Raw genomic sequence first — 23,325 nt, forward strand, 5'->3', positions numbered from 1 at the left:
CGTTCACATCGGTCTCCGTGCCGCGGTCCGGTGGGGGGCGAGGTTACCTGCGGCGGACGCCGTGCCGTTCACAACGGTATTTGGGCCGTTCACAGACGCGCCAGGCTCATGACAACCCCCGTTGACCATGCCCTGTCACTGCCGGATGCTCGTCCACGAGCGTCCGGACGCGCTCCTTCCCCTGCCCCACCAGGCCCTCACCAGGGAGGAACGCACGCCATGTCCCCCATCGAACGACCCCGCAGAGCCCGCGGGTCCCGCGGCTTCGGCCGCCGTGGACTCGCCTCGGCCTGCCTCGTGATCGCCGCCGGCCTGTCGGCGACCGCGGTCTCGGCCACCACCGCGTCGGCGGCAGCCCCCGCCGCCGCGACGAGGACGGCCCCCGCCGCGAAGACGACCGCCGCGAGCCCCGCGGCGCGGCTGAACATCGACATGCAGTCCCAGCAGCAGACCAACTGGTGCTGGGCCGCCAGCGGCGACACCATCGCCTCCTGGTTCGGCTACAGCTACAGCCAGAACCAGTTCTGCGACGCCGCTTTCGGCTACAGCCAGAACTCCAGCTGCCCCAACGACCAGGCCACCCTGGCCGACGACCAGACCGCCTACCAGTGGATGGGCCTCGACCCGGGCGACTACATCCAGGGCACCCTGAGCTGGTCCGGCGTCCAGCGCGAGATCAACGCCAAGCGGCCGGTGCAGACCCGCATCCAGTGGAGCTCGGGCGGCGGTCACATGGAGGTGATCTACGGCTACGACACCTCCGACGGCTACGTCTACTGGGGCGACCCGTGGCCGGACGACAACCGCTACAACTGGGCGACGTACGACTACTACACCGACAACTCGGACTTCTCCTGGACCCACACGCTCTACGGGATCGGAGCGTGACCGCCATGAACGCCACGACTCGCACCAGCGCCCTGCGCGTCCTGGGCGCCGCCGCGCTCGCCACCGCGGCCCTCGGCCTGGCGGGCGCGGGCACCGCCTCCGCCGCCCCCGTGCCGGCCGCCCCCCGGGCCCTGACCGCCTCGCAGGTGTCCGCCGGGCGCGCGGTGGCGGGCAGCCAGGCGACCCTGGCCGTCCTGGGCAGGTTCTTCGCCGCCGACCCCGACCACGGCAGCGCGCGCGTCCGGACCGCCGCGGGCACGGACGCCGCACCCCGCCTGTCCGGCGCCAGCGTCACCGTCTACACGCTCGACCCGGCCTTCGTCGCGGGCACGCCCGGCGCCGCCGTCGCCGAGCCGTCGTACGTGGCCACCGACGCGGTCTCCGCCACCGGCCAGACCGCCTCGGTGTGGACGGCGAAGACCGCCAAGGGCTGGCAGGTCGTCAACATCGCCAGCGGCGACGACGAGACCGCGTACGCCGCCAAGGCGCACGGCGACGGCACGGTCTTCCGGGAGCCGCAGGTCAACGCCTGGTACGTGCTGCGCGGCGACCGCGTCCTGCCGCTCGACACCGAGGCCACGGCGGTGGTCGGCGCCCACGGCACGAGCGTCGCCGCCTACCAGCGGCACGTGCGCGCCGCCTACGGGCACATGCTGCCCGGCTCGGCCTACGCCAAGCAGGGCTACGCGGGCGGCTTCGGCAACACGGCACCCGACGCGGCGGCCCGCGCGGCCACCCGTCCGGCGGCAGCCGCCCAGGCGGTCCACGGCGCGGCCTCCCGCACGGTGACCGCCTCGGCGGCCGCCCACGGCGCGGCCGGAGCCGGCGCCACCGGTACCGCGGCCCTCGCGGGCGGCGGTGCGGCCCTGGCCCTGGCCGCGGCCCTGGGCGGAAGGGCGCTGCGCCGCAGGAGCGACCGGGGCTGACCCGGCGGACCCGGGCCCGCAACACCCGTGCGGGCCCGGGACTGTCGGCCGCCGCCAGTAGGGTGGTGACATGGCCGACCCCTCCAGCTACCGCCCGAAGCCGGGGCAGATCCCCGACTCGCCGGGGGTCTACAAGTTCCGCGACGAACACCGCCGCGTCATCTACGTCGGCAAGGCCAAGAGCCTGCGCCAGCGGCTGTCTTCGTACTTCCAGGACCTGGCGAACCTGCACCCGCGCACCCGCACCATGGTGACCACCGCCGCCTCCGTCGAGTGGACGGTGGTGGCCACCGAGGTCGAGGCGCTCCAGCTGGAGTACTCCTGGATCAAGGAGTTCGACCCGCGCTTCAACGTCAAGTACCGCGACGACAAGAGCTATCCGTCGCTCGCCGTCACGCTCAACGAGGAGTTCCCCCGGGTCCAGGTGATGCGCGGCCCCAAGCGCAGGGGCGTGCGCTACTTCGGCCCGTACGCCCACGCCTGGGCGATCCGCGAGACCGTCGACCTGCTGCTGCGGGTCTTCCCGGTGCGCACCTGCTCGGCGGGCGTCTTCAAGCGCTCAAGCCAGATCGGCCGCCCCTGCCTGCTGGGGTACATCGGCAAGTGCTCGGCGCCCTGCGTGGGCCGGGTCACCCCCGAGGAGCACCGCGAACTCGCCGAGGAGTTCTGCGACTTCATGGCGGGCCGCACCGGCACCTACCTGCGCCGCCTGGAGACCGCGATGCGCGAGGCGGCGGGCGAGATGGAGTACGAGAGGGCCGCCCGGCTGCGCGACGACATCGAGGCGCTCAAGCGCGCCATGGAGAAGAACGCGGTGGTGCTCACCGACGCCACCGACGCCGACCTGATCGCCGTGGCCGAGGACGAGCTGGAGGCGGCCGTCCAGATCTTCCACGTGCGCGGCGGCCGGGTGCGCGGCCAGCGCGGCTGGGTCACCGACAAGGTCGAGGCGGTCGACACCGCCGGCCTGGTCGAGCACGCGCTCCAGCAGCTGTACGGCGACGAGCGCGGTGACGCGGTGCCCAGGGAAGTGCTGGTCCCGGCGGTGCCGGAGCCCGCCGAGCCGGTCACCCAGTGGCTGTCGGAGCGCCGGGGTTCCGCGGTCAGCCTGCGCATCCCGCAGCGCGGCGACAAGAAGGACCTGATGGCCACCGTCCAGCGCAACGCGCAGCAGGCGCTGGCGCTGCACAAGACCCGGCGCGCCTCCGACCTGACCACCCGCTCGCGCGCGCTGGAGGAGATCGCCGAGGCGCTGGACCTGGACACCGCGCCGCTGCGCATCGAGTGCTTCGACATCTCCCACCTCCAGGGCGACGACGTGGTGGCCTCCATGGTCGTCTTCGAGGACGGCCTGGCCCGCAAGAGCGAGTACCGCCGCTTCCAGATCAAGTCCTTCGCGGGCCAGGACGACGTGCGGTCCATGCACGAGGTCGTCTCCCGGCGCTTCCGCCGCTACCTGCGCGAGATGCAGCGCGCGGGCGAGTGGGAGGAGCAGGGCGACGGCGACCCGTCCGCCGCCCCCCGGCCCGCCGACGGCGACCCGTCCGCCGCCCCCCGCCCCGCCGACGGCGACCCCGCCGCCCTCTCGCCCGCCGACGGTGACCTGACCTCCCCCTCGCCCGCCGACGGCGACACGCCCGACATCGCCGTCGCCGCCGTCGCCACCGCCGACGACGATCTCGGCCGTGGCGGGCCCATCGACCCGGACACCGGTCGGCCGCGCAAGTTCGCCTACCCGCCGCAGCTGCTGGTCGTCGACGGCGGAAAGCCGCAGGTCGCGGCGGCCAAGCGGGCGCTGGACGAGCTGGGTGTCGAGGACGTCGCGGTGTGCGGCCTGGCCAAGCGGCTGGAGGAGGTCTGGCTGCCGGACGACGACGACCCGGTGATCCTTCCGCGTACCAGCGAGGGCCTGTACCTGCTGCAACGCGTCCGTGACGAGGCGCACCGCTTCGCCATCGCCTACCAGCGCGGCAAGCGCAGCAAGTCGCTGCGCGCCGGTGCGCTGGACGCCGTGCCGGGTCTGGGCGAGACCCGCAAGCAGGCGCTGCTCAAGCACTTCGGCTCGGTCAAGCGGCTGCGCGCGGCGACCATCGAGCAGCTGTGCGAGGTGCCCGGCATAGGCCGCAGGACGGCGGAATCACTGGCCGTCGCGCTCGCCCAGGCTTCACCCTCCGTTCCCGCCGTGAACACCGCCACCGGAGAGATCATTGAGGAGGAGGGGGCGGCCGACCGGAGCGCCGCTCCCAGCGGTTCCCCCGCCGATCCGGGGGAGGAACGGGGGCCGGAGGAATGACCGGTATCGACACGCACGGCAAGCACGACACAGACGGAGCACAGGTGAGTACGGGCGGAACGGGAGAGGCCACGGAGGCCATCCCCGAACTGGTGATCATCTCCGGTATGTCCGGAGCGGGCCGCAGCACCGCGGCCAAGTGTCTTGAGGACCTCGGCTGGTTCGTCGTGGACAACCTGCCGCCCGCCCTGATCCCCACGATGGTGGACCTCGGCGCCCGCTCCCAGGGCAACGTGGCGCGCATCGCGGTCGTCGTGGACGTGCGCGGTCGGCGCTTCTTCGACAACCTGCGCGAGTCGCTCGCCGCCCTCGACACCAAGAACGTCAAGCGGCGGGTGCTCTTCCTGGAGGCGTCCGACAACGCGCTGGTGCGCCGCTTCGAGTCGGTGCGCAGGCCGCATCCGCTCCAGGGCGACGGCCGCATCGTGGACGGCATCGCCGCGGAACGCGACCTGCTGCGCGAGCTGCGCGGCGACGCCGACCTGGTGATCGACACCTCCAGCCTCAACGTGCACGAACTGCGGGCCAAGATGGACGCCCAGTTCGCCGGTGAGGAGGAGCCGGAGCTGCGGGCCACCGTGATGTCCTTCGGCTTCAAGTACGGGCTGCCCGTCGACGCCGACCTGGTGGTCGACTGCCGCTTCCTGCCCAATCCGCACTGGGTGCCCGAGCTGCGCCCGTACACCGGGCTCAACGACGAGGTCGCCACGTACGTCTTCAACCAGCCCGGTGCCAAGGAGTTCCTGGACGGCTACGCGGAGCTGCTGCGCATCGTCGCCTCCGGCTACCGCCGCGAGGGCAAGCGCTACGTGACGATCGCGGTCGGCTGCACCGGCGGCAAGCACCGCAGCGTCGCGATGTCCGAGCGGCTGGCGGGACGGCTGTCCTCCGACGGGGTCGAGACCGTGGTGGTCCACCGCGACATGGGGCGCGAGTGATCAGAACCCGCACCGCCCGGCGGTTGCTGCGCACCAATCGCCGCTCCGGCGTCACCCCCAAGGTGGTCGCCCTCGGCGGGGGACACGGGCTGTCCGCGTCCCTCGCCGCCCTGCGCCGCATCACCCAGGACCTGACGGCCGTGGTCACCGTCGCCGACGACGGCGGCTCCAGCGGCCGGCTCCGCAGCGAGCTGGGCGTCCTGCCCCCCGGCGACCTGCGCAAGGCGCTCGCCGCGCTGTGCGGGGACGACGAGTGGGGCCGCACCTGGTCAAGGGTGATCCAGCACCGGTTCACCAGTAAGGGTGAGATGCACGGCCACGCGGTCGGCAACCTGCTGATCGTCGCACTCTGGGAGCAGCTCGGCGACCCGGTCGCCGCCCTGGAGTGGGTCGGCAGGCTGCTCGGCGCGCACGGCAGGGTGCTGCCGATGTCCGCGGTGCCGCTCGACCTGGAGGCGATCGTCCGCGGCCACGACCCGGCCCGCCCCGACGACACCGACACCGTGCGGGGCCAGGCCACCGTGGCCCTCACCCCCGGCGAGGTGCTCCAGGTGCAGCTGGTGCCGAGCGATCCGCCGGCCGTCCCGGAGGCCGTCCAGGCGGTCATGGACGCCGACTGGGTGGTGCTGGGTCCGGGGTCGTGGTTCTCCTCCGTCATACCGCACCTGCTGGTGCCGGAACTGGCCGAGGCGCTGACCCAGACCCGGGCGCGCCGGGTGCTCACCCTCAACCTCGCGCCCCAGCCGGGCGAGACCGAGGGATTTTCTCCGCAGCGTCACTTGGAGGTTTTGGCCCGACACGCCCCTAAACTCACCATCGACGTGGTGTTGGCCGACGAGGCCGCCGTGCCCGACCGCCAGAGCCTGAGCCTGGCCGCCGAGCGGCTGGCGGGCAAGGTGGAGCTGGCCCCGGTCGCCGCTGCGGACGGGCCCCGGCACGACCCCGAGCGGCTGGCCGCCGCGTATGACCGGGTTTTTCGGATGTATGGAAGGATCGGCCCATGGCGATGACGGCAGCGGTGAAGGACGAGATCTCCCGGCTTCCCGTCACCCGGACCTGCTGCCGCAAGGCGGAGGTGTCGTCGATCCTGCGGTTCGCGGGCGGACTCCACCTGGTCAGCGGGCGCATCGTGATCGAGGCGGAGCTGGACACCGGCATCGCCGCGCGCCGGCTGCGCAAGGACATCCTGGAGATCTTCGGTCACCCCTCCGACCTGGTCGTCATGGCCCCCGGAGGGCTGCGCAGAGGCAGCCGGTACGTCGTCCGGGTGGTCGCGGGCGGTGACCAGCTGGCCCGGCAGACCGGTCTGGTCGACGGCCGCGGCCGGCCGATCCGCGGCCTGCCCCCGCAGGTCGTCTCCGGTGCCACCTGCGACGCCGAGGCCGCCTGGCGCGGCGCCTTCCTCGCCCACGGCTCGCTGACCGAGCCGGGCCGCTCCTCCTCGCTGGAGGTCACCTGCCCCGGCCCCGAGGCCGCGCTCGCCCTGGTGGGCGCCGCACGCAGGCTGGGCATCCCGTCCAAGGCCCGAGAGGTGCGCGGGGTGGACCGGGTCGTGGTGCGCGACGGCGACGCGATCGGCGCGCTGCTGACCCGGCTGGGGGCGCACGAGTCGGTGCTCGCCTGGGAGGAGCGCCGGATGCGCCGCGAGGTGCGGGCCACCGCCAACCGGCTGGCCAACTTCGACGACGCCAACCTGCGCCGCTCCGCCCGCGCCGCGGTCGCCGCCGGGGCCCGGGTGCAGCGCGCGCTGGAGATCCTCGGCGACGAGGTGCCCGAACACCTCGCCGCGGCGGGCCGGCTGCGCATGGACCACAAGCAGGCGTCGCTGGAGGAGCTGGGGTCGCTGGCCGACCCGCCGCTCACCAAGGACGCGGTCGCGGGCCGCATCCGCCGCCTGCTGGCGATGGCCGACAAGCGCGCGGCGGACCTGGGCATCCCCGGCACGGAGTCCAACCTGACGGAGGAAATGGTCGGTTGACCGCCCGGCGGGGCCGACCCGCCGTCAGCGGTACGCGTCCCGTACGTCACACCCGCCCCGGCCGCGCCCCCGCGCGTGCCGGGGCGTCGTGCTCACGCCAGACGGACATCTCCCGCCTTTTGGTGCCGTACCGCCGTGCTCTCCTGTGCCGCACTCCGCTCATAAGCAAAGCGTCCTATACCAGCCACGACGGCCGTCGCGCAGCGCCGAACACGGCACTGTCACCGATGTCACTCCGGACCCCTCGGCGAGGTAGGGTCGGTGGTGGTCGGGGACAACCAAACGGCGCAGCCGGACTGTATTCCGGCGCATCAACGAGGAGATCGGTTCGTGACGATCCGCGTAGGTATCAACGGCTTTGGCCGCATCGGTCGCAACTTCTTCCGTGCCGCCCTTGAGCAGGGCGCCGACCTGGACGTCGTGGCGGTCAACGACCTGGGCGACACCGCGACCACCGCGCACCTGCTGAAGTACGACACCATCCTGGGCCGCCTCAACGCCGAGGTCAGCCACACCTCCGACTCCATCACCGTGAACGGCAAGACCATCAAGGTCCTCGCCGAGCGCGACCCGGCGAGCCTCCCCTGGGGCGAGCTGGGCGTCGACATCGTCATCGAGTCCACCGGCATCTTCACCAAGCGGGACGACGCCGCCAAGCACCTGGCGGGCGGTGCCAAGAAGGTCATCATCTCGGCCCCCGCCAAGGACGAGGACATCACGATCGTCATGGGTGTCAACAACGACGCCTACGACCCCGCCAAGGACAACATCATCTCCAACGCCTCCTGCACCACCAACTGCGTGGCACCGATGGCGAAGGTGCTGCTGGAGAACTTCGGCATCGTCAAGGGCCTGATGACGACGGTCCACGCGTACACCAACGACCAGCGCATCCTGGACTTCCCGCACAAGGACCTGCGCCGCGCCCGCGCCGCCGCGCAGAACATCATCCCGACCACCACCGGTGCCGCCAAGGCCACCGCGCTGGTCATCCCGGCCCTCAAGGGCAAGCTGGACGGCATCGCCATGCGCGTGCCGGTCCCCACCGGCTCCGTCACCGACCTGGTGGTCGAGCTGGAGCGCGAGGTCACCAAGGACGAGGTCAACGCCGCGTTCCAGAAGGCCGCCGAGGGGCAGTTGAAGGGCATCCTGGAGTACACCGAGGACCCGATCGTCTCCTCGGACATCGTCAACGAGCCCGTTTCGTGCACCTTCGACTCCTCCCTGACGATGGCGCAGGGCAAGAGCGTTAAGGTCATCGGCTGGTACGACAATGAGTGGGGCTACTCCAACCGCCTGGTGGACCTGACCACCTTCATCGGCGGCCGGCTCTGACACGGAGCCGGTAGCACCGCGATGCACGAGGACGAGGCCCGTACGACGCCGCCGTCGTACGGGCCTCGTCCCTACTCCGGGTATTCCAGGAGCCATACATGAAGACGATCGACGATCTCGATGTCGCCGGACGGCGGGTGTTCGTCCGCGCCGACCTCAACGTCCCCCTCGCGGGGGACGAGATCACCGATGACGGCCGCATCCGCGCCGCCGTCCCGACCATCGCCAAGCTCGCCGAACGCGGCGCCAAGGTGATCGTCGCCTCCCACCTCGGCCGCCCCAAGGGCGCGCCGGACCCGCAGTTCTCGCTCCGCCCGGTCGCCGCGCGCCTCGGCGAACTGCTGGGCAAGGACGTCGCGTTCGCCACCGACACCGTGGGCGACAGCGCGAAGGCCACCGTCGCCGCACTGGCCGACGGCGAGGTCACGCTGCTGGAGAACCTGCGGTTCAACGCGGGCGAGACCGCCAAGGACGACGCGGAACGCGGCGCCTTCGCCGACGCGCTGGCCGCGTTCGCCGACGCCTACGTGGGCGACGGCTTCGGCGCGGTGCACCGCAAGCACGCCTCCGTCTACGACCTGCCCGCGCGGCTCCCGCACGCCGCCGGCGGCCTGATCGCGACCGAGGTCGGCGTCCTGAAGAAGCTCACCGAGGACGTGGCGCGCCCGTACGCCGTCGTGCTCGGCGGCGCCAAGGTCTCCGACAAGCTGGGCGTCATCGACCACCTGCTGGGCAAGGCCGACCGCCTGCTGATCGGCGGCGGCATGGCGTACACCTTCCTGGCCGCCCAGGGCCACGAAGTGGGCAAGAGCCTGCTGCAGGAGGACCAGATCCCGGCGGTCAAGGAGTACCTGGCCCGCGCCGAGAAGCAGGGCGTGGAGTTCGTGCTGCCGGTCGACGTGCTGGCCGCGCCGGAATTCCCCGACCTGAAGACCAAGGCCCCGGCCCACCCGGTCGTGGTGCCCGCCGACGCCATCCCGGCCGACCTGGAGGGCCTGGACATCGGTCCGCGGACCCGCGAGCTGTTCGCCGCCAAGCTGGCAGACGCGGCCACCGTGTTCTGGAACGGCCCGATGGGCGTCTTCGAGCACCCCGACTACGCGGACGGTACCCGCGCGGTCGCCCAGGCGCTGCTGGACAGCCCCGCCTTCACTGTCGTCGGCGGCGGCGACTCGGCCGCGGCCGTGCGCATCCTGGGCTTCGACGAGAACGCCTTCGGCCACATCTCGACCGGTGGCGGCGCCAGCCTCGAATACCTCGAGGGCAAGACGCTGCCCGGCCTCGCCGCACTGGAGGACTGATCCGTACATGAGCACCACCCGCACCCCGCTGATGGCGGGCAACTGGAAGATGAACCTCAACCACCTCGAGGCCATCGCCCACGTCCAGAAGCTCGCCTTCGCGCTGACCGACAAGGACTACGCGGCCGTGGAGGTCGCCGTCCTGCCGCCCTTCACGGACCTGCGCTCGGTGCAGACCCTGGTCGACGGCGACAAGCTGAAGATCAAGTACGGCGCCCAGGACGTCTCGGCGCACGACTCCGGCGCGTACACCGGTGAGATCTCCGGCCCGATGCTCGCCAAGCTCAAGTGCTCCTACGTGGCGATCGGTCACAGCGAGCGACGCCAGTACCACGGCGAGGACGAGGCGATCGTCAACGCCAAGGTCAAGGCCGCGTTCCGGCACGACCTGACCCCGATCCTGTGCGTCGGCGAGGGCCTGGACGTGCGCAGGGCGGGCAACCAGGTCGCCCACACCCTCGCCCAGGTCGAAGGCGCCCTGAAGGACGTCCCGGCCGACCAGGCGCGCACGATCGTCATCGCCTACGAGCCGGTGTGGGCGATCGGCACCGGCGAGGTCGCCACGCCCGAGGACGCCCAGGAGGTCTGCGGAGCGATCCGCGGCCGGCTGGCCGAGCTGTACGACCAGGAGCTGGCCGACCAGGTCCGCATCCAGTACGGCGGGTCGGTCAAGTCCGGCAACATCGCCGCGATCATGGCGCAGCCGGACGTCGACGGCGCGCTGGTCGGCGGTGCCTCGCTGGACGCCGACGAGTTCGTCAAGATCGTCCGCTTCGGTGATCAGGCAGTAGGCTGACGGACCCGTTCCGAAGTACCCTGTCGGGGACCGGGCGCGCTGTGTCGCGGTCGGTCCCCGCGTCGTCGTAGGTCCCCCAGAGAGTTGGTCCAGCCGTGGTCATCGGGTTCTCCATCGCCCTCATCGTGTTCAGCCTGCTGCTGATGCTGCTCGTGCTGATGCACAAGGGGAAGGGCGGTGGCCTCTCGGACATGTTCGGTGGCGGCATGCAGTCCTCCGTCGGTGGCTCCTCGGTGGCCGAGCGCAACCTCGACCGCATCACGGTCATCGTGGGTCTGCTCTGGTTCGCGTGCGTCGTCGCCCTCGGCCTGGTGCTGAAGTTCCAGAAGTAGCCCGCGTACCCTTCCGGTTTCCGGCCGTACCGCGCCTGGTTCGGGCGTAACTGACGGCCCGTCGCCCCCGCGGCTTATCATGGGACGGCGTCCTCGAGGTGCCGGGCCGGGTTGGCCTCCCGCTGGACGAGACGTAAGGTCTCCGTAAACTGGACGACCTCGCAGCACCATCACGCAGGGAGTTACGACCGTGGCAAGTGGCAACGCGATCCGTGGCAGTCGGGTCGGAGCGGGGCCGATGGGGGAGGCGGAGCGCGGCGAGTCCGCGCCGCGTCTTCGCATCTCCTTCTGGTGCTCGAACGGGCACGAGACGCAGCCGAGTTTCGCCAGTGACGCGCAGATCCCGGACACCTGGGACTGCCCCCGCTGCGGTTTCCCGGCCGGCCAGGACGAGAACAACCCGCCGGACCCGCCGCGCACCGAGCCCTACAAGACGCACCTGGCGTACGTGCGGGAGCGCCGCAGCGACGCGGACGGCGAGGCGATCCTCGCCGAGGCGCTGGCGAAACTGCGCGGGGAGATCTGACGAGGAGAGGGTGTGGGAGGCGATCGCCTCCCACACCCTCTCGCTTGTCGCGGGGCCTAGGTGCCGGATCAGGCCGAGGCCGGCGGGTACAGCCCGCGTGGCAGTCGCTCCGCCGCGGTGCGATCCAGCAGCCACAGCGTGCGGCTGCGGCCGTACGCTCCCGCGGCCGGGGCCTGGATCTCGCCCGCCCCGGACAGCGCCATGGCCGCCGCGTTCGCCTTGTCCTCGCCCGCGGCCAGCAGCCACACCTCACGCGCCGCGCGAATCGCCGGCAGGGTCAGTGAGATCCGGGTGGGCGGCGGCTTGGGCGAGCCGTGCACACCGATGACGGTGCGCTCGGTCTCCCGTACCCCGGGGTGCTCGGGGAAGAGCGAGGCCACGTGCGCGTCCGGGCCCACGCCCAGCAGCAGCACGTCGAACGACGGCACGCCCGCGTGGTCCTCGGGGCCTGCCGCCTTCGCCAGTTCAGCGGCGTAGGCCTCGGCCGCCGCGTCCACGTCCGAGCCGTGACCGCCGTCGGAGGCGGGCATCGGGTGCACCCGCGCCGGATCGACCGGCACGGCGTCCAGCAGCGCCTGGCGGGCCTGCGTGACGTTGCGCTCCGGGTCGCCCTCGGGCAGGTAGCGCTCGTCCCCCCACCACAGGTCGAGGCGGCCCCAGTCCACCGCGTCCCGGGCGGGCGCCTCGGCGAGCGCCGCGAGCAGCGCGTTGCCGTTGCGCCCGCCGGTGAGCACCACCGACGCGGAACCCCGGGCGGCCTGGGCGTCGACGACCCGGGTGATCAGCCGGGCGGCCGCGGCCTTCGACATCAGTTCCTTGTCGCGGTGCACCACGACCTGAGGGGCCGTCACTTGGACTTCCCCGTACGGGAGTCGCCCGACGCGGCGGTCTTGCGCGCGGTGGCCTTGCGCGTCGGCGGCGCGGCGTCGGCGGCCACCTCGGGTGCCTGGCCCGCGGCGACCTCCGCTCCGTCACCCGCCGGGTGCTCGTGGCCGGTGAGCCGCTTGACGCCGACCCTGACCGTCTCGCGGTAGATGTCGTCCGGGTCCAGCCGCCGCAGCTCCTCCGCGATCAGCTCGGAGGTGTCCCGCCGCTTGAGGGCGACGTGCCGGTCGGGCTGGCCGGGCATCGCCAGCTCCGCCAGCGCCCCGTCGGCCCGGTCCAGGCAGATCTCGCCGTCCGCGGTCGAAAGCCGCACCGCGGTCAGCCCCGGCCCGTCCGACACCCTGCGCTCGACCGGCACCTCCAGGCGGTCGGCCAGCCACATCCCGAGCAGCTCGGTGCTCGGGTTGTACGGCTCGCCCTCCACGATCGCCGCGGTGACGGCCGAGTGCTTCTGGTCCAGCGCCGCGGCCAGCATGCTGCGCCACGGGGTGATCCGGGTCCAGGCCAGGTCGGTGTCGCCGGGGGAGTAGGTGTCCGCCCGCACCCGCAGCGCCGCCACCGGGTCCTCGGCCGCCGCCGCGTCGGTGATCCGGCGCTGCGCCAGCTTGCCCAGCGGGTGCTCCGCCGGGTTCTCGGGGGCGTCCTCCGGCCACCAGACGACCACCGGGGCGTCCGGCAGCAGCAGCGGCAGGACGACCGACTCGGCGTGGTTGGCCAGTTCGCCGTGGAGCCGCAGCATCACGGTCTCACCGGTGCCAGCGTCGGAACCGACCCGGATCTCGGCGTCCAGACGCGAGGTGGCGCGGTCCCGCGGCGAGCGGCCCGGGCGCTTGATCACCGCGAGGATGCGGGACGGGTGCTCCCGGGAGGCGTCGCCGGCCGCCTTGAGGGCGTCGTACGCGTTGCCCTCGTCGGTGACGATGACCAGGGTGAGGACCATGCCGACGGCCGGGGTGCCGCTGGCGCGGCGGGCCTGGATGATGCCGGCGTTGATCTTCGACGATGTGGTGTCCGTGAGATCGATCTTCATGGCCGGCGCCAGCTCCTGCCGTCTCGTGCGAGCATCTCGTCCGCCTCCGCGGGACCCCAGGTCCCGGCGGCGTACTGGGCGGGCTTGCCGTGCTTGTCCCAGTACTCCTCGATCGGGTCGAGGATGGTCCAGGACAGCTCGACCTCCTGGTGCCGCGGGAAGAGGTTGGCGTCGCCCAGCAGCACGTCGAGCAGCAGCCGCTCGTACGCCTCGGGGCTGGACTCGGTGAAGGACTCGCCGTAGGCGAAGTCCATCGTGACGTCGCGGACCTCCATCGAGGTGCCCGGCACCTTGGAGCCGAACCGCACGGTCACGCCCTCGTCCGGCTGCACCCGGATGACCAGCGCGTTCTGCCCCAGCTCCTCGGTGGCGCCGGACTCGAACGGCAGGTACGGGGCGCGCTTGAAGACCACCGCGATCTCGGTGACCCGGCGGCCGAGCCGCTTGCCGGTGCGCAGGTAGAACGGCACGCCCGCCCAGCGGCGGTTGTTGATGGTGAGCTTGATGGCGGCGTAGGTGTCGGTCTTGGACTTGGGGTCGATGCCCTCCTCCTCCAGGTACCCGAGCACCTCCTCGCCGCCCTGCCAGGCGTGCGCGTACTGGCCGCGCACGGTGTGCCTGCCCAGGTCCTCGGGCAGTTCGACGGCGCCCAGCACCTTCAGCTTCTCGGCCACCAGCGCCTTGGGGTGGAAGGAGCCCGGCTCCTCCATCGCGGTCAGCGCCAGCAGCTGGAGCAGGTGGTTCTGGATGACGTCGCGCGCCGCGCCGATCCCGTCGTAGTAGCCCGCGCGGCCGCCGATGCCGATGTCCTCGGCCATGGTGATCTGCACGTGGTCGACGTAGGAGCGGTTCCAGATCGGCTCGAACATCGTGTTGGCGAAGCGCAGCGCCAGGATGTTCTGGACCGTCTCCTTGCCCAGGTAGTGGTCGATGCGGAAGACCTCGTTGGGGTCGAACACGCTGTGCACGACCTTGTTGAGCTCCTGGGCGCTGGCCAGGTTGTGGCCGAACGGCTTCTCGATGACGGCGCGCCGCCAGGACTCGCCGCGGCCCTCGGACAGCCCGTGCTTCTTGAGCTGCTCGACCACCTTGGGGAAGAACTTCGGCGGGACCGACAGGTAGAACGCGAAGTTGCCGCCGGTGCCGCGGGCCTTGTCCAGGTCGTCGATGGTGGTGCGCAGCGTCTCGAACGCCTGGTCGTCGTCGAACTCACCGGGCACGAACCGGAAGCCCTCGGCGAGCTGGGTCCACACCTCCTCGCGGAACGGGGTCCGCGAGTGCTCCTTGACGGCGTCGTGCACGACCTGGGCGAAGTCCTCGTCCTCCCAGTCGCGCCGGGCGAAGCCGACGAGCGAGAAGCCCGGCGGCAGCAGCCCGCGGTTGGCGAGGTCGTAGACGGCGGGCATCAGCTTCTTGCGCGACAGGTCACCCGTGACGCCGAAGATGACCAGGCCGGACGGCCCCGCGATACGCGGGAGCCGCCGGTCCCTGGGGTCACGCAGCGGGTTGCTGCTGGTGGTCACTGTGGTCAGGCCTCCGAGGGAGCGAGGCGCTTGAGCTCGGCCTCGGTGGACTTGAGCAGGTCGTTCCAGGACGCCTCGAACTTCTCCACGCCCTCCTCCTCCAGCACCTTGACCACGTCGTCGTAGTCGACGCCCACACCCGCGAGGGCGTCGAGGACGCCGCGGGCGTCGGCGTAGTTGCCGGTGATGGTGTCGCCGGTGACCTCACCGTGGTCGCCGGTGGCCTTGAGAGTGGCCTCCGGCATGGTGTTGACGGTGTTCGGCGCGACCAGTTCGGTGACGTAGAGGGTGTCGGGGTAGGCCGGGTCCTTCACGCCGGTCGAGGCCCACAGCGGACGCTGCTTGTGGGCGCCGGCCTTCTCCAGGGCCGCCCAGCGGTCGGAGGAGAAGACCTCCTCGTACGCCTGGTAGGCGAGGCGGGCGTTGGCCACGGCGGCCTTGCCCTTGAGACCCTTGGCCTCCTCCCCGCCGATCTTGTCCAGCCGCTTGTCGATCTCGGTGTCGACGCGGGAGACGAAGAACGAGGCGACCGAACGGATCTGCGACAGGTCGAGCCCCGCGGCCTTCGCCTTCTCCAGACCGGTCAGGTACGCGTCCATCACGGCGCGGTACCGGTCGAGGGAGAAGATCAGCGTGACGTTGACGCTGATGCCCCGGCCGATGACATCGGCGATGGCCGGCAGGCCCGCCTCGGTCGCCGGGATCTTGATGAAGGTGTTGGGCCGGTCCACCAGCCACGCCAGCTGCTTGGCCTCGGCCACGGTCGCCGCCGTGTTGTGCGCCAGACGCGGGTCGACCTCGATGGAGACCCGGCCGTCCTGGCCGCCGGTGGCGTCGAAGACCGGGCGCAGCACGTCGGCCGCGTCCCGCACGTCCGAGGTGGTGATCATGCGCACCGCCTCCTCGACGGTGACCCTGCGCACCGCGAGGTCGCCGACCTGCTCGTCGTAGGCCGGGTCGCCGGAGATGGCCTTCTGGAAGATGGTCGGGTTGGTGGTGACGCCGACCACGTGGCTGGAGTCGATCAGCTCGGCGAGGTTGCCGGAGGTGATCCGCTTGCGCGACAGGTCGTCGAGCCAGATCGCGACGCCTTCGTCGGAGAGGCGCTTGAGTGCGTCTGTCATGGGATGTACATCTCCTCGAAAGTTACGGTGAGCTGATCAGCGGTTCGCGGCGGCGATCGACTCGCGCGCGGCGCCCACGACGGCCTCGGGGGTCAGCCCGAACTCGCGGTAGAGCACCTTGTAGTCGGCGGAGGCGCCGAAGTGCTCCAGGCTCACGATGCGTCCCGCGTCGCCGACGAAGCGGTGCCAGGTCAGGCCCACACCGGCCTCCACGGCGACCCGGGCCTTGACGTTGGGCGGCAGCACGTGGTCGCGGTAGGCCTGGTCCTGCTCCTCGAACCACTCCACGGACGGCATCGAGACCACGCGGGTCGGCACGCCGTCGGCCTGGAGGGTATCGCGGGCGGCGAGGGCGATCTCGACCTCGGAACCCGTGGCGATGACGATCACCTGCGGCTGGCCGCCCTCGGCCTCGGCCCGGACGTAACCGCCCTTGGCGGCCAGCGGGTCGGGCGCGTAGGTCGGCACGTTCTGCCGGGTGAGCGCCAGGCCGTGCGGGGCGGGCTTGGCGGTGTGGCGGCGCATGATCTCGTGCCAGACGATCGCGGTCTCGTTGGCGTCGGCCGGGCGGACCACGTTCAGGCCCGGGATGGCGCGCAGCGCGGACAGGTGCTCGACCGGCTGGTGCGTCGGTCCGTCCTCGCCCAGGCCGATGGAGTCGTGCGTCCACACGTAGGTGACCGGCAGCTGCATCAGCGCGGCCAGGCGCACCGCCGGGCGCATGTAGTCGGAGAAGACCAGGAACGTGCCGCCGTAGATGCGGGTGTTGCCGTGCAGCGCGATGCCGTTCATGGTCGAGCCCATGGCGTGCTCGCGGATGCCCCAGTGCACCGTGCGGCCGTACGGGGAGGCGCCGGGCAGCGGGTTGCCCTCCGGCAGGAACGAGGAGTTCTTGTCGATCGTGGTGTTGTTGGAGCCGGCCAGGTCGGCCGAGCCTCCCCACAGCTCCGGAACGATCGCGCCGAGCGCGGCGAGCACCTCGCCGGAGGCCTTGCGGGTGGCGACCGCCTTGCCCTCCTCGAAGACCGGCAGCGCCTTCTCCCAGCCGTCCGGCAGCTCGCCGGCGCTGATCCGGTCGAAGTCGGCGGCGCGCTGCGGGTTGTTGGCCCGCCACTCCTCGAACTTCTTGGTCCATTCGGCGTGCGCCTCGCGGCCGCGGTCGGCGACCTCGCGGGCGTGTGCCAGCACCGCGTCCTCGACGGCGAAGTGCTTGTCCGGGTCGAAGCCCAGCACCTTCTTGGTGGCCGCGACCTCGTCCTCGCCCAGCGCGGCGCCGTGCGCGGCACCGGTGTTCTGGGCGTGCGGGGCGGGCCAGGCGATGATGGTGCGCGCGGCGATCAGCGACGGACGGGAGGTCTCCGCCTTGGCGGCCAGCAGCGCCTTGTGCAGCGCCTCGACGTCGAAGTCGCCGTCCGGCGCCGGGTCGATGCGCTGCACGTGCCAGCCGTACGCCTCGTAGCGCTTGACGACGTCCTCGCTCAGGGCGGTCTCGGTGTCGCCCTCGATGGAGATGTGGTTGTCGTCGTAGAGCGCGACGAGGTTGCCGAGCTTCTGGTGGCCGGCGAGCGAGGAGGCCTCGGCGGAGATGCCCTCCTCGATGTCGCCGTCGGAGACGATCGCCCAGATGGTGTGGTCGAACGGCGAGGTGCCCTCGGGCGCGTCCGGGTCGAACAGGCCGCGCTCGTAGCGGGCCGCCATCGCCATGCCGACCGCGTTGGCGATGCCCTGGCCGAGGGGTCCTGTCGTGGTCTCGACGCCGGTGGTGTGGCCGTGCTCCGGGTGGCCCGGGGTCCGCGAGCCCCAGGTGCGGAACGACTTGAGGTCGTCGAGTTCGAGCCCGTAGCCGGACAGGAAGAGCTGGATGTAGAGCGTCAGGCTGGTGTGCCCGGGCGACAGGACGAACCGGTCACGGCCGGTCCAGTCCGGGTCGGAGGGGTCGTGGCGCATCAGCTTCTGGAAGAGCAGGTAGGCGGCGGGCGCCAGGCTCATGGCCGTGCCCGGATGGCCGTTCCCGACCTTCTGGACGGAATCCATGGCCAGAACCCGGACAGTATCCACGGCCCGCTTGTCCAGATCGGTCCACTCGAGATCTGTGGTGGTCGGCTTCGTGCTCACCCTGGGTCAGGGCTCCTCTCCACAATGATCGAACGCCGGTCGGCCCTACGCCCACCGGGCGATTTCGAGCCTACCCTTGCGCGGGCAGGCGTTCGGCTACGTTCGGCGCAACACCGGGGCGACTTTGTTCATTCCTGGTACATATTCTGTTACCGCCTCCCCAAGCCTGGGTCATCGGGGGTCGCTCCGCCTGTCGGAGCCAACACGAGGGGCCCCCGCGACAGGCCACGGGATGGCAACGTCTAGAGTGGCGTGGTACGCGCTGAGACTCACCCGGTCGTCGCAACTGGGATGGTCTCGCTGGTCTTTCTCCCTCCCAGAGGTGTTCGTGACGGCCGTCGAAACCCGCCCCTCGGGGGTCATCGGGGCGAGCCCGAAGCACCGGCCGTTCGGGGCCCGTGTCAAGGCGTTCGTGGCGCTGACCAAGCCGCGCATCATCGAACTGCTGCTGATCACCACGGTTCCGGTGATGTTCCTGGCCGCGAAGGGCGTACCCGACCTGTGGCTCGTCGTGGCCACCATGCTCGGCGGCTACATGTCGGCCGGGGGCGCCAACGCGCTCAACATGTACATCGACCGCGACATCGACGCGCTCATGCACCGCACCGAGCAGCGCCCGCTGGTCACCGGGATGGTCTCGCCCACCGAATGCCTCGTCTTCGGTATCACCCTGTCGGTGGTCTCGACGGTGTGGTTCGGACTGCTGGTCAACTGGCTGTCCGCCGCTCTGTCCCTGACGGCCATCCTCTATTACGTCTTCGTCTACACGCTGGGCCTCAAACGTCGCACCGCGCAGAACATCGTGTGGGGCGGCATCGCGGGCTGCATGCAGGTGCTCATCGGCTGGTCGGCCGTGCGCGACGACCTGGCGTGGGCGCCCTTCGTGCTCTTCCTGGTCCTCTTCTTCTGGACCCCGCCGCACTACTGGCCGCTGTCGATGAAGGTCAAGGACGACTACGAGCGGGTCGGGGTGCCGATGCTGCCGGTCGTCGCGGGCAACAAGGTCGTCGCCCGGCAGATCGTGCTCTACAGCTGGGTGATGGTGCTGGTCTCGCTCACCCTGTGGTGGCCGCTGGGTGCCACCGGCTGGTTCTACCCGATGGTGGCGGTGCTCGCCGGGGCCTTCTGGCTCAAGGAGGCGCACGCGCTGCAGGCCCGCGCCAGGGCCGGGGTCGTCGGGGCCAAGCTGAAGGAGATGCGGCTGTTCCACTGGTCGATCACCTACGCGACGCTGCTGTTCGTCGCCGTCGCGATCGACCCGTTCCTGCGCTGAGGCCGCCCTTCCCGCGGTGACCGCGTACGGGGCCCGGCCGGGCGGGCCGCTCTTCCGCCCGCCGTTACTCGCGAGTAGCATCGGGGACATGGCAGAGACCCCTCAGTCCCCCACGAAGCCCGAGCAGTCCGCCGAGTCCGGGGCGTCCGGCGCGGACGCCCGGGCCGAGCGCCGCGTCGCCCGGCTCGCCAAGCGGATCGGCGCCTTCGCGGGCAGCCACGGCGGCAGCGCCGAGGGCCAGATCGCGTATGTCGGCGAGGTCGGCACCCGCATCGTCCTGGTCGGCTCCGACGGCACCTGGGGCGATCTGGTGGCCCCCTCGTACGAGATCGCCGAGCGCGCCGTCGAGGCCTCCGGCATCGCCCGCCACGACAGCTTCGACGGCGAGATGGCCGCCAAGGTGCGGACCGGCGCGTACGAGTGGAAGAGGATGGCCGGAATTCAGGTGGGAGGATCCCCCAACACCTGACAGGCGTATCTCCCGTTAGCACCATGGACCACACAACCGTGGACGGCTAGGCGAGGAGTGGCGTATGGGCGCGGGGGCGGCACAAGAGCGCGCGGCACGTGAGGAACTGCGGCGGCGGGCCCGCCAGGAGGCGGCCCGGCTGACCGCGGAGGGCGTGCACGCGGTCGCCCTCAGCTGGGTCGACACCTCGGGGGTGGCCCGGGTCAAGGCCGTGCCGACCGGCCGGCTGGCGCACGCCGCCCGGCACGGCGTCGGCGCCTCCCCGGTCTTCGACGTCTTCACCTCGGACGACGCCATCGCCGCCTCCCCGCTCAGCGGCGGGCCCGACGGCGACCTGCGGCTCGTCCCCGACCTCGACCGCCTCACGGTGCTGGCCGCGCAGCCCGGCTGGGCCTGGGCCCCGGCCGACCGCCAGGACCAGTCCGGCGCGCCGCACCCCGGCTGCGCGCGGCACTTCCTGCGCCGGATGACCGCCACCGCGCGCGACAGCGGTTTCGAGCCACGCATGGGCTACGAGACCGAATGGGTGGTCTGCCGCCCCGGCGACGACGAACCGCCCGTCGCCGCGGGCTCCGGACCCGCCTACGGCATGACCCGGCTGGTGGAGCTGTCCGACTACCTGCGCGACGTCGTCACCGCGCTGCGCGACCAGGAACTGGAGGTGCTCCAGATCCATCCGGAGTACTCCCCGGGCCAGTTCGAGGTCTCCACCGCCCCCGCCGACCCCCTGCGCGCCGCCGACGAACTCCTCGTCGTCCGCGAGACCATCCGCGCCGTCACCCTGCGGCACGGGCTGCGCGCCACCTTCGCGCCCACCGTGGTCGCCGGCGGCGTCGGCAACGGCTGCCACCTGCACCTGAGCCTGCGCCAGGACGAGCAGGACCTCTTCCGCGGCGGGCACGGACCGCAGGGGCTCACCGAGACCGCGGAAGGGTTCCTCGCCGGGATCCTCGACGAACTGCCCGCGCTGCTCGCCGTGGGCGCCCCCTCGCCCGCCAGCTACCTGCGCCTGGCGCCGTCGGTGTGGGCGGGCGCGTACCACTGCTGGGGCCTGGAGAACCGCGAGGCCGCGCTGCGGCTGATCCCCGGACCGCCCGACGAGTCCGGCAGCGCCAACGCCGAGGTCAAGTGCTTCGACGCGGCCGCCAACCCCTACCTGCTGGCCGGTGCCGTGCTCGCCGCCGGGCTCGCCGGCGCCGAGGCCAAGCGCACCCTGCCCGCGCCGGTCCAGGGCGACCCCGCCGTGGTCGCGCCGGACACCCCCCGGCTGCCCAGGTCGCTGACCCAGGCCGCCGACCGCTTCGCGGCCAGCGAGGTGCTGCGGGCGGCGCTCGGGGAGACCCTGCACGGCGCCGTGCTCGCGGTGCGCAGGGCCGAGGCGGAAAGCCTCGACGGGCGCGACCCCGAGGCCGTGGCCGCCGCCACCCGGTGGCGCTACTGATGGTGCTCCCGCCCGCGGCGCTGCCGCTGCCACCGCTGGTCGACCACCACTGCCACGGGGTCGTGACGGCGGAACTCGGCCTCGGCTCCTTCGAGCCGTACCTCACCGAGTCGCACGCGCCCGCCGCCGCGGGCACCACGTTCTTCGACACCCAGACCGGGTTCGCGGTGCGCCGCTGGTGCCCGCCGCTGCTCGGCCTGGAACCGCACTGCCCGCCCGCCCACTACCTCGCCAGACGCCGGGAGATCGGCGCCTACGAGAGCACCCGGCTGCTGCTGCGCGGCACCGGCATCGGCGCCTACCTGGTCGACACCGGCATCCCCGGCGACCTGACCGGGCCCGCCGAACTCGCCGCCTCCGCCGGGGCGAGCGCTCACGAGGTCGTACGGCTGGAGACGCTGGCCGAGCGGACCGCGGACGCCGCCCCCGCCCCGGAGCCCTTCGTCACCGCCCTCGCCGAGGCGGTGCACGACGCGGCGCGCACGGCGATCGGCTTCAAGTCGGTCGCCGCCTACCGCCACGGCCTCGCCCTGGAGCCGGAACCGCCAGGACCGGCCGCGGTGCGGCGCGCCGCCGCCGAGTGGCTCGGCGCCCGCGAGGCCGGCGGCCGGCTCCACGACCCGGTGCTGCTGCGCCACCTGCTGTGGACCGCGGTGGCCACCGGGCTGCCGCTGCAACTGCACACCGGTTTCGGCGATCCCGACCTCAGGCTGGACCACGCCGACCCCGCGCTGCTCACCGACTTCGTCAAGGCCACCGACGGCCTCGGCACGGACCTCGTGCTCCTGCACGGCTATCCGTACCACCGTCAGGCCGCCTACCTGGCCAACGTCTTCCCGCACGTCTACGCCGACGTCGGGCTCGCGATCGGCCACACCGGTGCCCGCGCCGCCGCCGTGCTCGCCGAGACGCTGGAGCTGGCGCCCTTCGGCAAGCTGATGTTCTCCACCGACGCCTACGGCTTGCCCGAGCTGTACGTGACCGGCGCCCGGCTGTTCACCGGCGCGCTGGAGCGGCTGCTGGGGGAGTGGGTCGAGGAGGGCGCCTGGTCCGCGCCGGACGCCCAGCGGGTGGCGGCCCTGCTGGTCTCCGGCAACGCGCGCCGGGTCTACGGGCTGTCAGACCCCGGCGGCGACCGCTGACTCCTGCGGCGGGACCGCGGCGGCGGTCGCCGTCTCGGGGCGCTCGCGCATCGCCAGGACGACGCGGACCATCGCGATCCACACCAGGCACGCGCCCAGCATGTGCGCCTCGACCACGCCGACCGGCAGGTGCGTGAAGTACTGGACATACCCCACGGCACCCTGGAGCATCAGCACCGCGAACAGCTCGACCACCCGGCGGCGCGTCAGCGCGGGTGCGTCGATCGCGCGCAGCACGAACCACAGTGCCACCGTCAGGCCCACCACGATGTAGACGAAGTCGACGTGCAGTTGCGTGATCTCACGCCAGTCGATCGGGATGCGGTGCACCTGCCGCGGGTCGCCCGCGTGCGGGCCCGCGCCGGTGGTCACCAGGCCGGCCAGCACCAGTGCGCAGGTCGCCGCGGCCAGCACCCACGTCAGCTGCCGCACCGGGCGCGGCACCAGGTCCCGGACGGGCGCGTCGCTCTCCCGGGCGCGCTGCCACATCAGCAGCGCGACCGTCAGCAGCGCGAACGCCAGCACGTCGTGCGAGCCGACGAGGTACGGGTTCAGGCCGGTCAGCACCACGATGCCGCCGAGTACCGCGTTGCCCATGACCAGCCAGAACTGCCCCCAGCCCAGCCGGGTCAGGGAACGCCGCCACGGGGCGCGGGAGCGCGCGGTCAGGATCGCGGCGCCGACCACCACGCACAGTACGTCGGTGATCATGCGGTTGGTGAACTCGATGACGCCGTGGATGCCCATCGCCTTGGTGGGCGTCAGGCTCTGCGCGGTGCAGGTCGGCCAGGTCGGACAGCCGAGGCCCGAGTCGGTGAGCCGGACCGCGCCCCCGCCCACCACGATGAGCACCGCCATGACGACGGTGGCCAGCGCGACCCGTTCCACCCACTTGGACGACGGTTGCCAGTGGTCGGCGAGCAGCGCGAGGGGATTGAGCGTTTTCGGCACCCGGTCATCGTAGGTCAGCGCTTGTGCACGGATTCACGAGGGGTCGCCGCCGAGGCGAC

At 72.1% G+C, this 23,325-nt stretch carries 21 protein-coding genes; 15 read left to right on the forward strand and 6 right to left on the reverse strand.

The genetic code is table 11. The features are described 5' to 3' along the window. The first annotated feature begins 219 nt into the window (after positions 1 to 219). The 11 genes from CK485_RS15405 (at position 220) to CK485_RS15455 (ending at position 11,313) form a co-directional block, all read left to right on the forward strand. On the forward strand, positions 220 to 888 hold the full coding sequence (locus CK485_RS15405; RefSeq protein WP_109450916.1) for a papain-like cysteine protease family protein: 669 nt from the start codon (positions 220 to 222) through the stop codon (positions 886 to 888). 5 nt (positions 889 to 893) lie between these two features. Further along, positions 894 to 1,814 carry a hypothetical protein gene (locus tag CK485_RS15410; protein WP_109453061.1) on the forward strand — a complete coding sequence of 307 codons (921 nt, stop codon included), beginning with the start codon at positions 894 to 896 and terminating at the stop codon, positions 1,812 to 1,814. Positions 1,815 to 1,884: 70 nt separating this feature from the next. Then, complete coding sequence (uvrC, locus tag CK485_RS15415) at positions 1,885 to 4,107, forward strand: excinuclease ABC subunit UvrC (protein WP_109450918.1); 2,223 nt, start codon at positions 1,885 to 1,887, stop codon at positions 4,105 to 4,107. Continuing rightward, the gene (gene rapZ / locus CK485_RS15420) at positions 4,104 to 5,045 is read left to right on the forward strand and encodes an RNase adapter RapZ (RefSeq protein ID WP_109450920.1); all 942 of its coding nucleotides are present in this window, start codon (positions 4,104 to 4,106) and stop codon (positions 5,043 to 5,045) included. Before uvrC ends, rapZ begins: the two co-directional genes overlap by 4 nt. Next, positions 5,042 to 6,055 carry a uridine diphosphate-N-acetylglucosamine-binding protein YvcK gene (gene yvcK, locus CK485_RS15425; RefSeq protein ID WP_275124626.1) on the forward strand — a complete coding sequence of 338 codons (1,014 nt, stop codon included), beginning with the start codon at positions 5,042 to 5,044 and terminating at the stop codon, positions 6,053 to 6,055. Before rapZ ends, yvcK begins: the two co-directional genes overlap by 4 nt. Beyond that, entirely contained in the window at positions 6,046 to 7,023 is a 978-nt protein-coding gene (gene whiA, locus CK485_RS15430) for a DNA-binding protein WhiA (protein ID WP_109450922.1), read from the forward strand. The genes yvcK and whiA overlap by 10 nt, the downstream gene beginning before the upstream one ends. Positions 7,024 to 7,353: 330 nt before the next feature. Then, positions 7,354 to 8,358 (forward strand): type I glyceraldehyde-3-phosphate dehydrogenase, encoded by a 1,005-nt coding sequence (gene gap, locus CK485_RS15435; RefSeq protein WP_109450924.1) that lies wholly within the window; start codon positions 7,354 to 7,356, stop codon positions 8,356 to 8,358. Positions 8,359 to 8,456: 98 nt separating this feature from the next. Then, a complete protein-coding gene (locus CK485_RS15440; protein WP_109450926.1) occupies positions 8,457 to 9,659 on the forward strand; it encodes a phosphoglycerate kinase in 1,203 nt (400 codons plus the stop codon). 7 nt (positions 9,660 to 9,666) lie between these two features. Next, entirely contained in the window at positions 9,667 to 10,455 is a 789-nt protein-coding gene (tpiA, locus tag CK485_RS15445; protein WP_109450928.1) for a triose-phosphate isomerase, read from the forward strand. Between the two features lie 95 nt (positions 10,456 to 10,550). Then, positions 10,551 to 10,787 carry a preprotein translocase subunit SecG gene (gene secG, locus CK485_RS15450; RefSeq protein WP_109450930.1) on the forward strand — a complete coding sequence of 79 codons (237 nt, stop codon included), beginning with the start codon at positions 10,551 to 10,553 and terminating at the stop codon, positions 10,785 to 10,787. A 190-nt stretch (positions 10,788 to 10,977) separates the two neighbouring features. Beyond that, complete coding sequence (locus CK485_RS15455; protein ID WP_109450932.1) at positions 10,978 to 11,313, forward strand: RNA polymerase-binding protein RbpA; 336 nt, start codon at positions 10,978 to 10,980, stop codon at positions 11,311 to 11,313. A gap of 68 nt (positions 11,314 to 11,381) precedes the next feature. Here the strand turns inward: CK485_RS15455 and pgl are convergent, their stop codons facing one another. From pgl to tkt, 5 genes are read right to left on the reverse strand one after another with little or no spacing between them, the layout of a single operon-like run. Continuing rightward, positions 11,382 to 12,164 (reverse strand): 6-phosphogluconolactonase, encoded by a 783-nt coding sequence (gene pgl, locus CK485_RS15460; protein ID WP_109450934.1) that lies wholly within the window; start codon positions 12,162 to 12,164, stop codon positions 11,382 to 11,384. Beyond that, positions 12,161 to 13,228 (reverse strand): glucose-6-phosphate dehydrogenase assembly protein OpcA, encoded by a 1,068-nt coding sequence (gene opcA / locus CK485_RS15465; protein WP_109450936.1) that lies wholly within the window; start codon positions 13,226 to 13,228, stop codon positions 12,161 to 12,163. The genes pgl and opcA overlap by 4 nt, the downstream gene beginning before the upstream one ends. Beyond that, the gene (gene zwf, locus CK485_RS15470; RefSeq protein WP_109450937.1) at positions 13,225 to 14,751 is read right to left on the reverse strand and encodes a glucose-6-phosphate dehydrogenase; all 1,527 of its coding nucleotides are present in this window, start codon (positions 14,749 to 14,751) and stop codon (positions 13,225 to 13,227) included. The genes opcA and zwf overlap by 4 nt, the downstream gene beginning before the upstream one ends. 5 nt (positions 14,752 to 14,756) lie before the next feature. Beyond that, a complete protein-coding gene (gene tal / locus CK485_RS15475; RefSeq protein WP_109450939.1) occupies positions 14,757 to 15,875 on the reverse strand; it encodes a transaldolase in 1,119 nt (372 codons plus the stop codon). A 36-nt stretch (positions 15,876 to 15,911) separates the two neighbouring features. Continuing rightward, on the reverse strand, positions 15,912 to 17,990 hold the full coding sequence (gene tkt, locus CK485_RS15480) for a transketolase (protein ID WP_109450941.1): 2,079 nt from the start codon (positions 17,988 to 17,990) through the stop codon (positions 15,912 to 15,914). Positions 17,991 to 18,318: 328 nt separating this feature from the next. Here tkt and CK485_RS15485 point away from each other — a divergent pair, with 328 nt between their 5' ends. The 4 genes from CK485_RS15485 (at position 18,319) to CK485_RS15500 (ending at position 22,315) form a co-directional block, all read left to right on the forward strand. Continuing rightward, positions 18,319 to 19,263, forward strand: a complete 945-nt coding sequence (locus CK485_RS15485; protein WP_199239359.1) for a heme o synthase — start codon at positions 18,319 to 18,321, stop codon at positions 19,261 to 19,263. A gap of 88 nt (positions 19,264 to 19,351) precedes the next feature. Continuing rightward, a complete protein-coding gene (locus CK485_RS15490) occupies positions 19,352 to 19,732 on the forward strand; it encodes a hypothetical protein (protein ID WP_109450945.1) in 381 nt (126 codons plus the stop codon). Positions 19,733 to 19,796: 64 nt separating this feature from the next. Then, on the forward strand, positions 19,797 to 21,173 hold the full coding sequence (locus CK485_RS15495) for a glutamine synthetase family protein (RefSeq protein ID WP_109450948.1): 1,377 nt from the start codon (positions 19,797 to 19,799) through the stop codon (positions 21,171 to 21,173). Next, positions 21,173 to 22,315: an amidohydrolase family protein gene (locus CK485_RS15500; RefSeq protein WP_109450951.1), complete on the forward strand. Its 1,143-nt coding sequence runs from the start codon at positions 21,173 to 21,175 to the stop codon at positions 22,313 to 22,315. Before CK485_RS15495 ends, CK485_RS15500 begins: the two co-directional genes overlap by 1 nt. Here the strand turns inward: CK485_RS15500 and CK485_RS15505 are convergent. After that, on the reverse strand, positions 22,292 to 23,266 hold the full coding sequence (locus CK485_RS15505; RefSeq protein ID WP_109450955.1) for a COX15/CtaA family protein: 975 nt from the start codon (positions 23,264 to 23,266) through the stop codon (positions 22,292 to 22,294). The two genes, CK485_RS15500 and CK485_RS15505, sit on opposite strands and share 24 nt — an antisense overlap. Between the last annotated feature and the right edge of the window lie 59 nt (positions 23,267 to 23,325).

It is taken from the genome of Streptomyces sp. ICBB 8177 (assembly GCF_003144095.1).
In the GTDB taxonomy this organism is placed as follows: domain Bacteria; phylum Actinomycetota; class Actinomycetes; order Streptomycetales; family Streptomycetaceae; genus Streptantibioticus_D.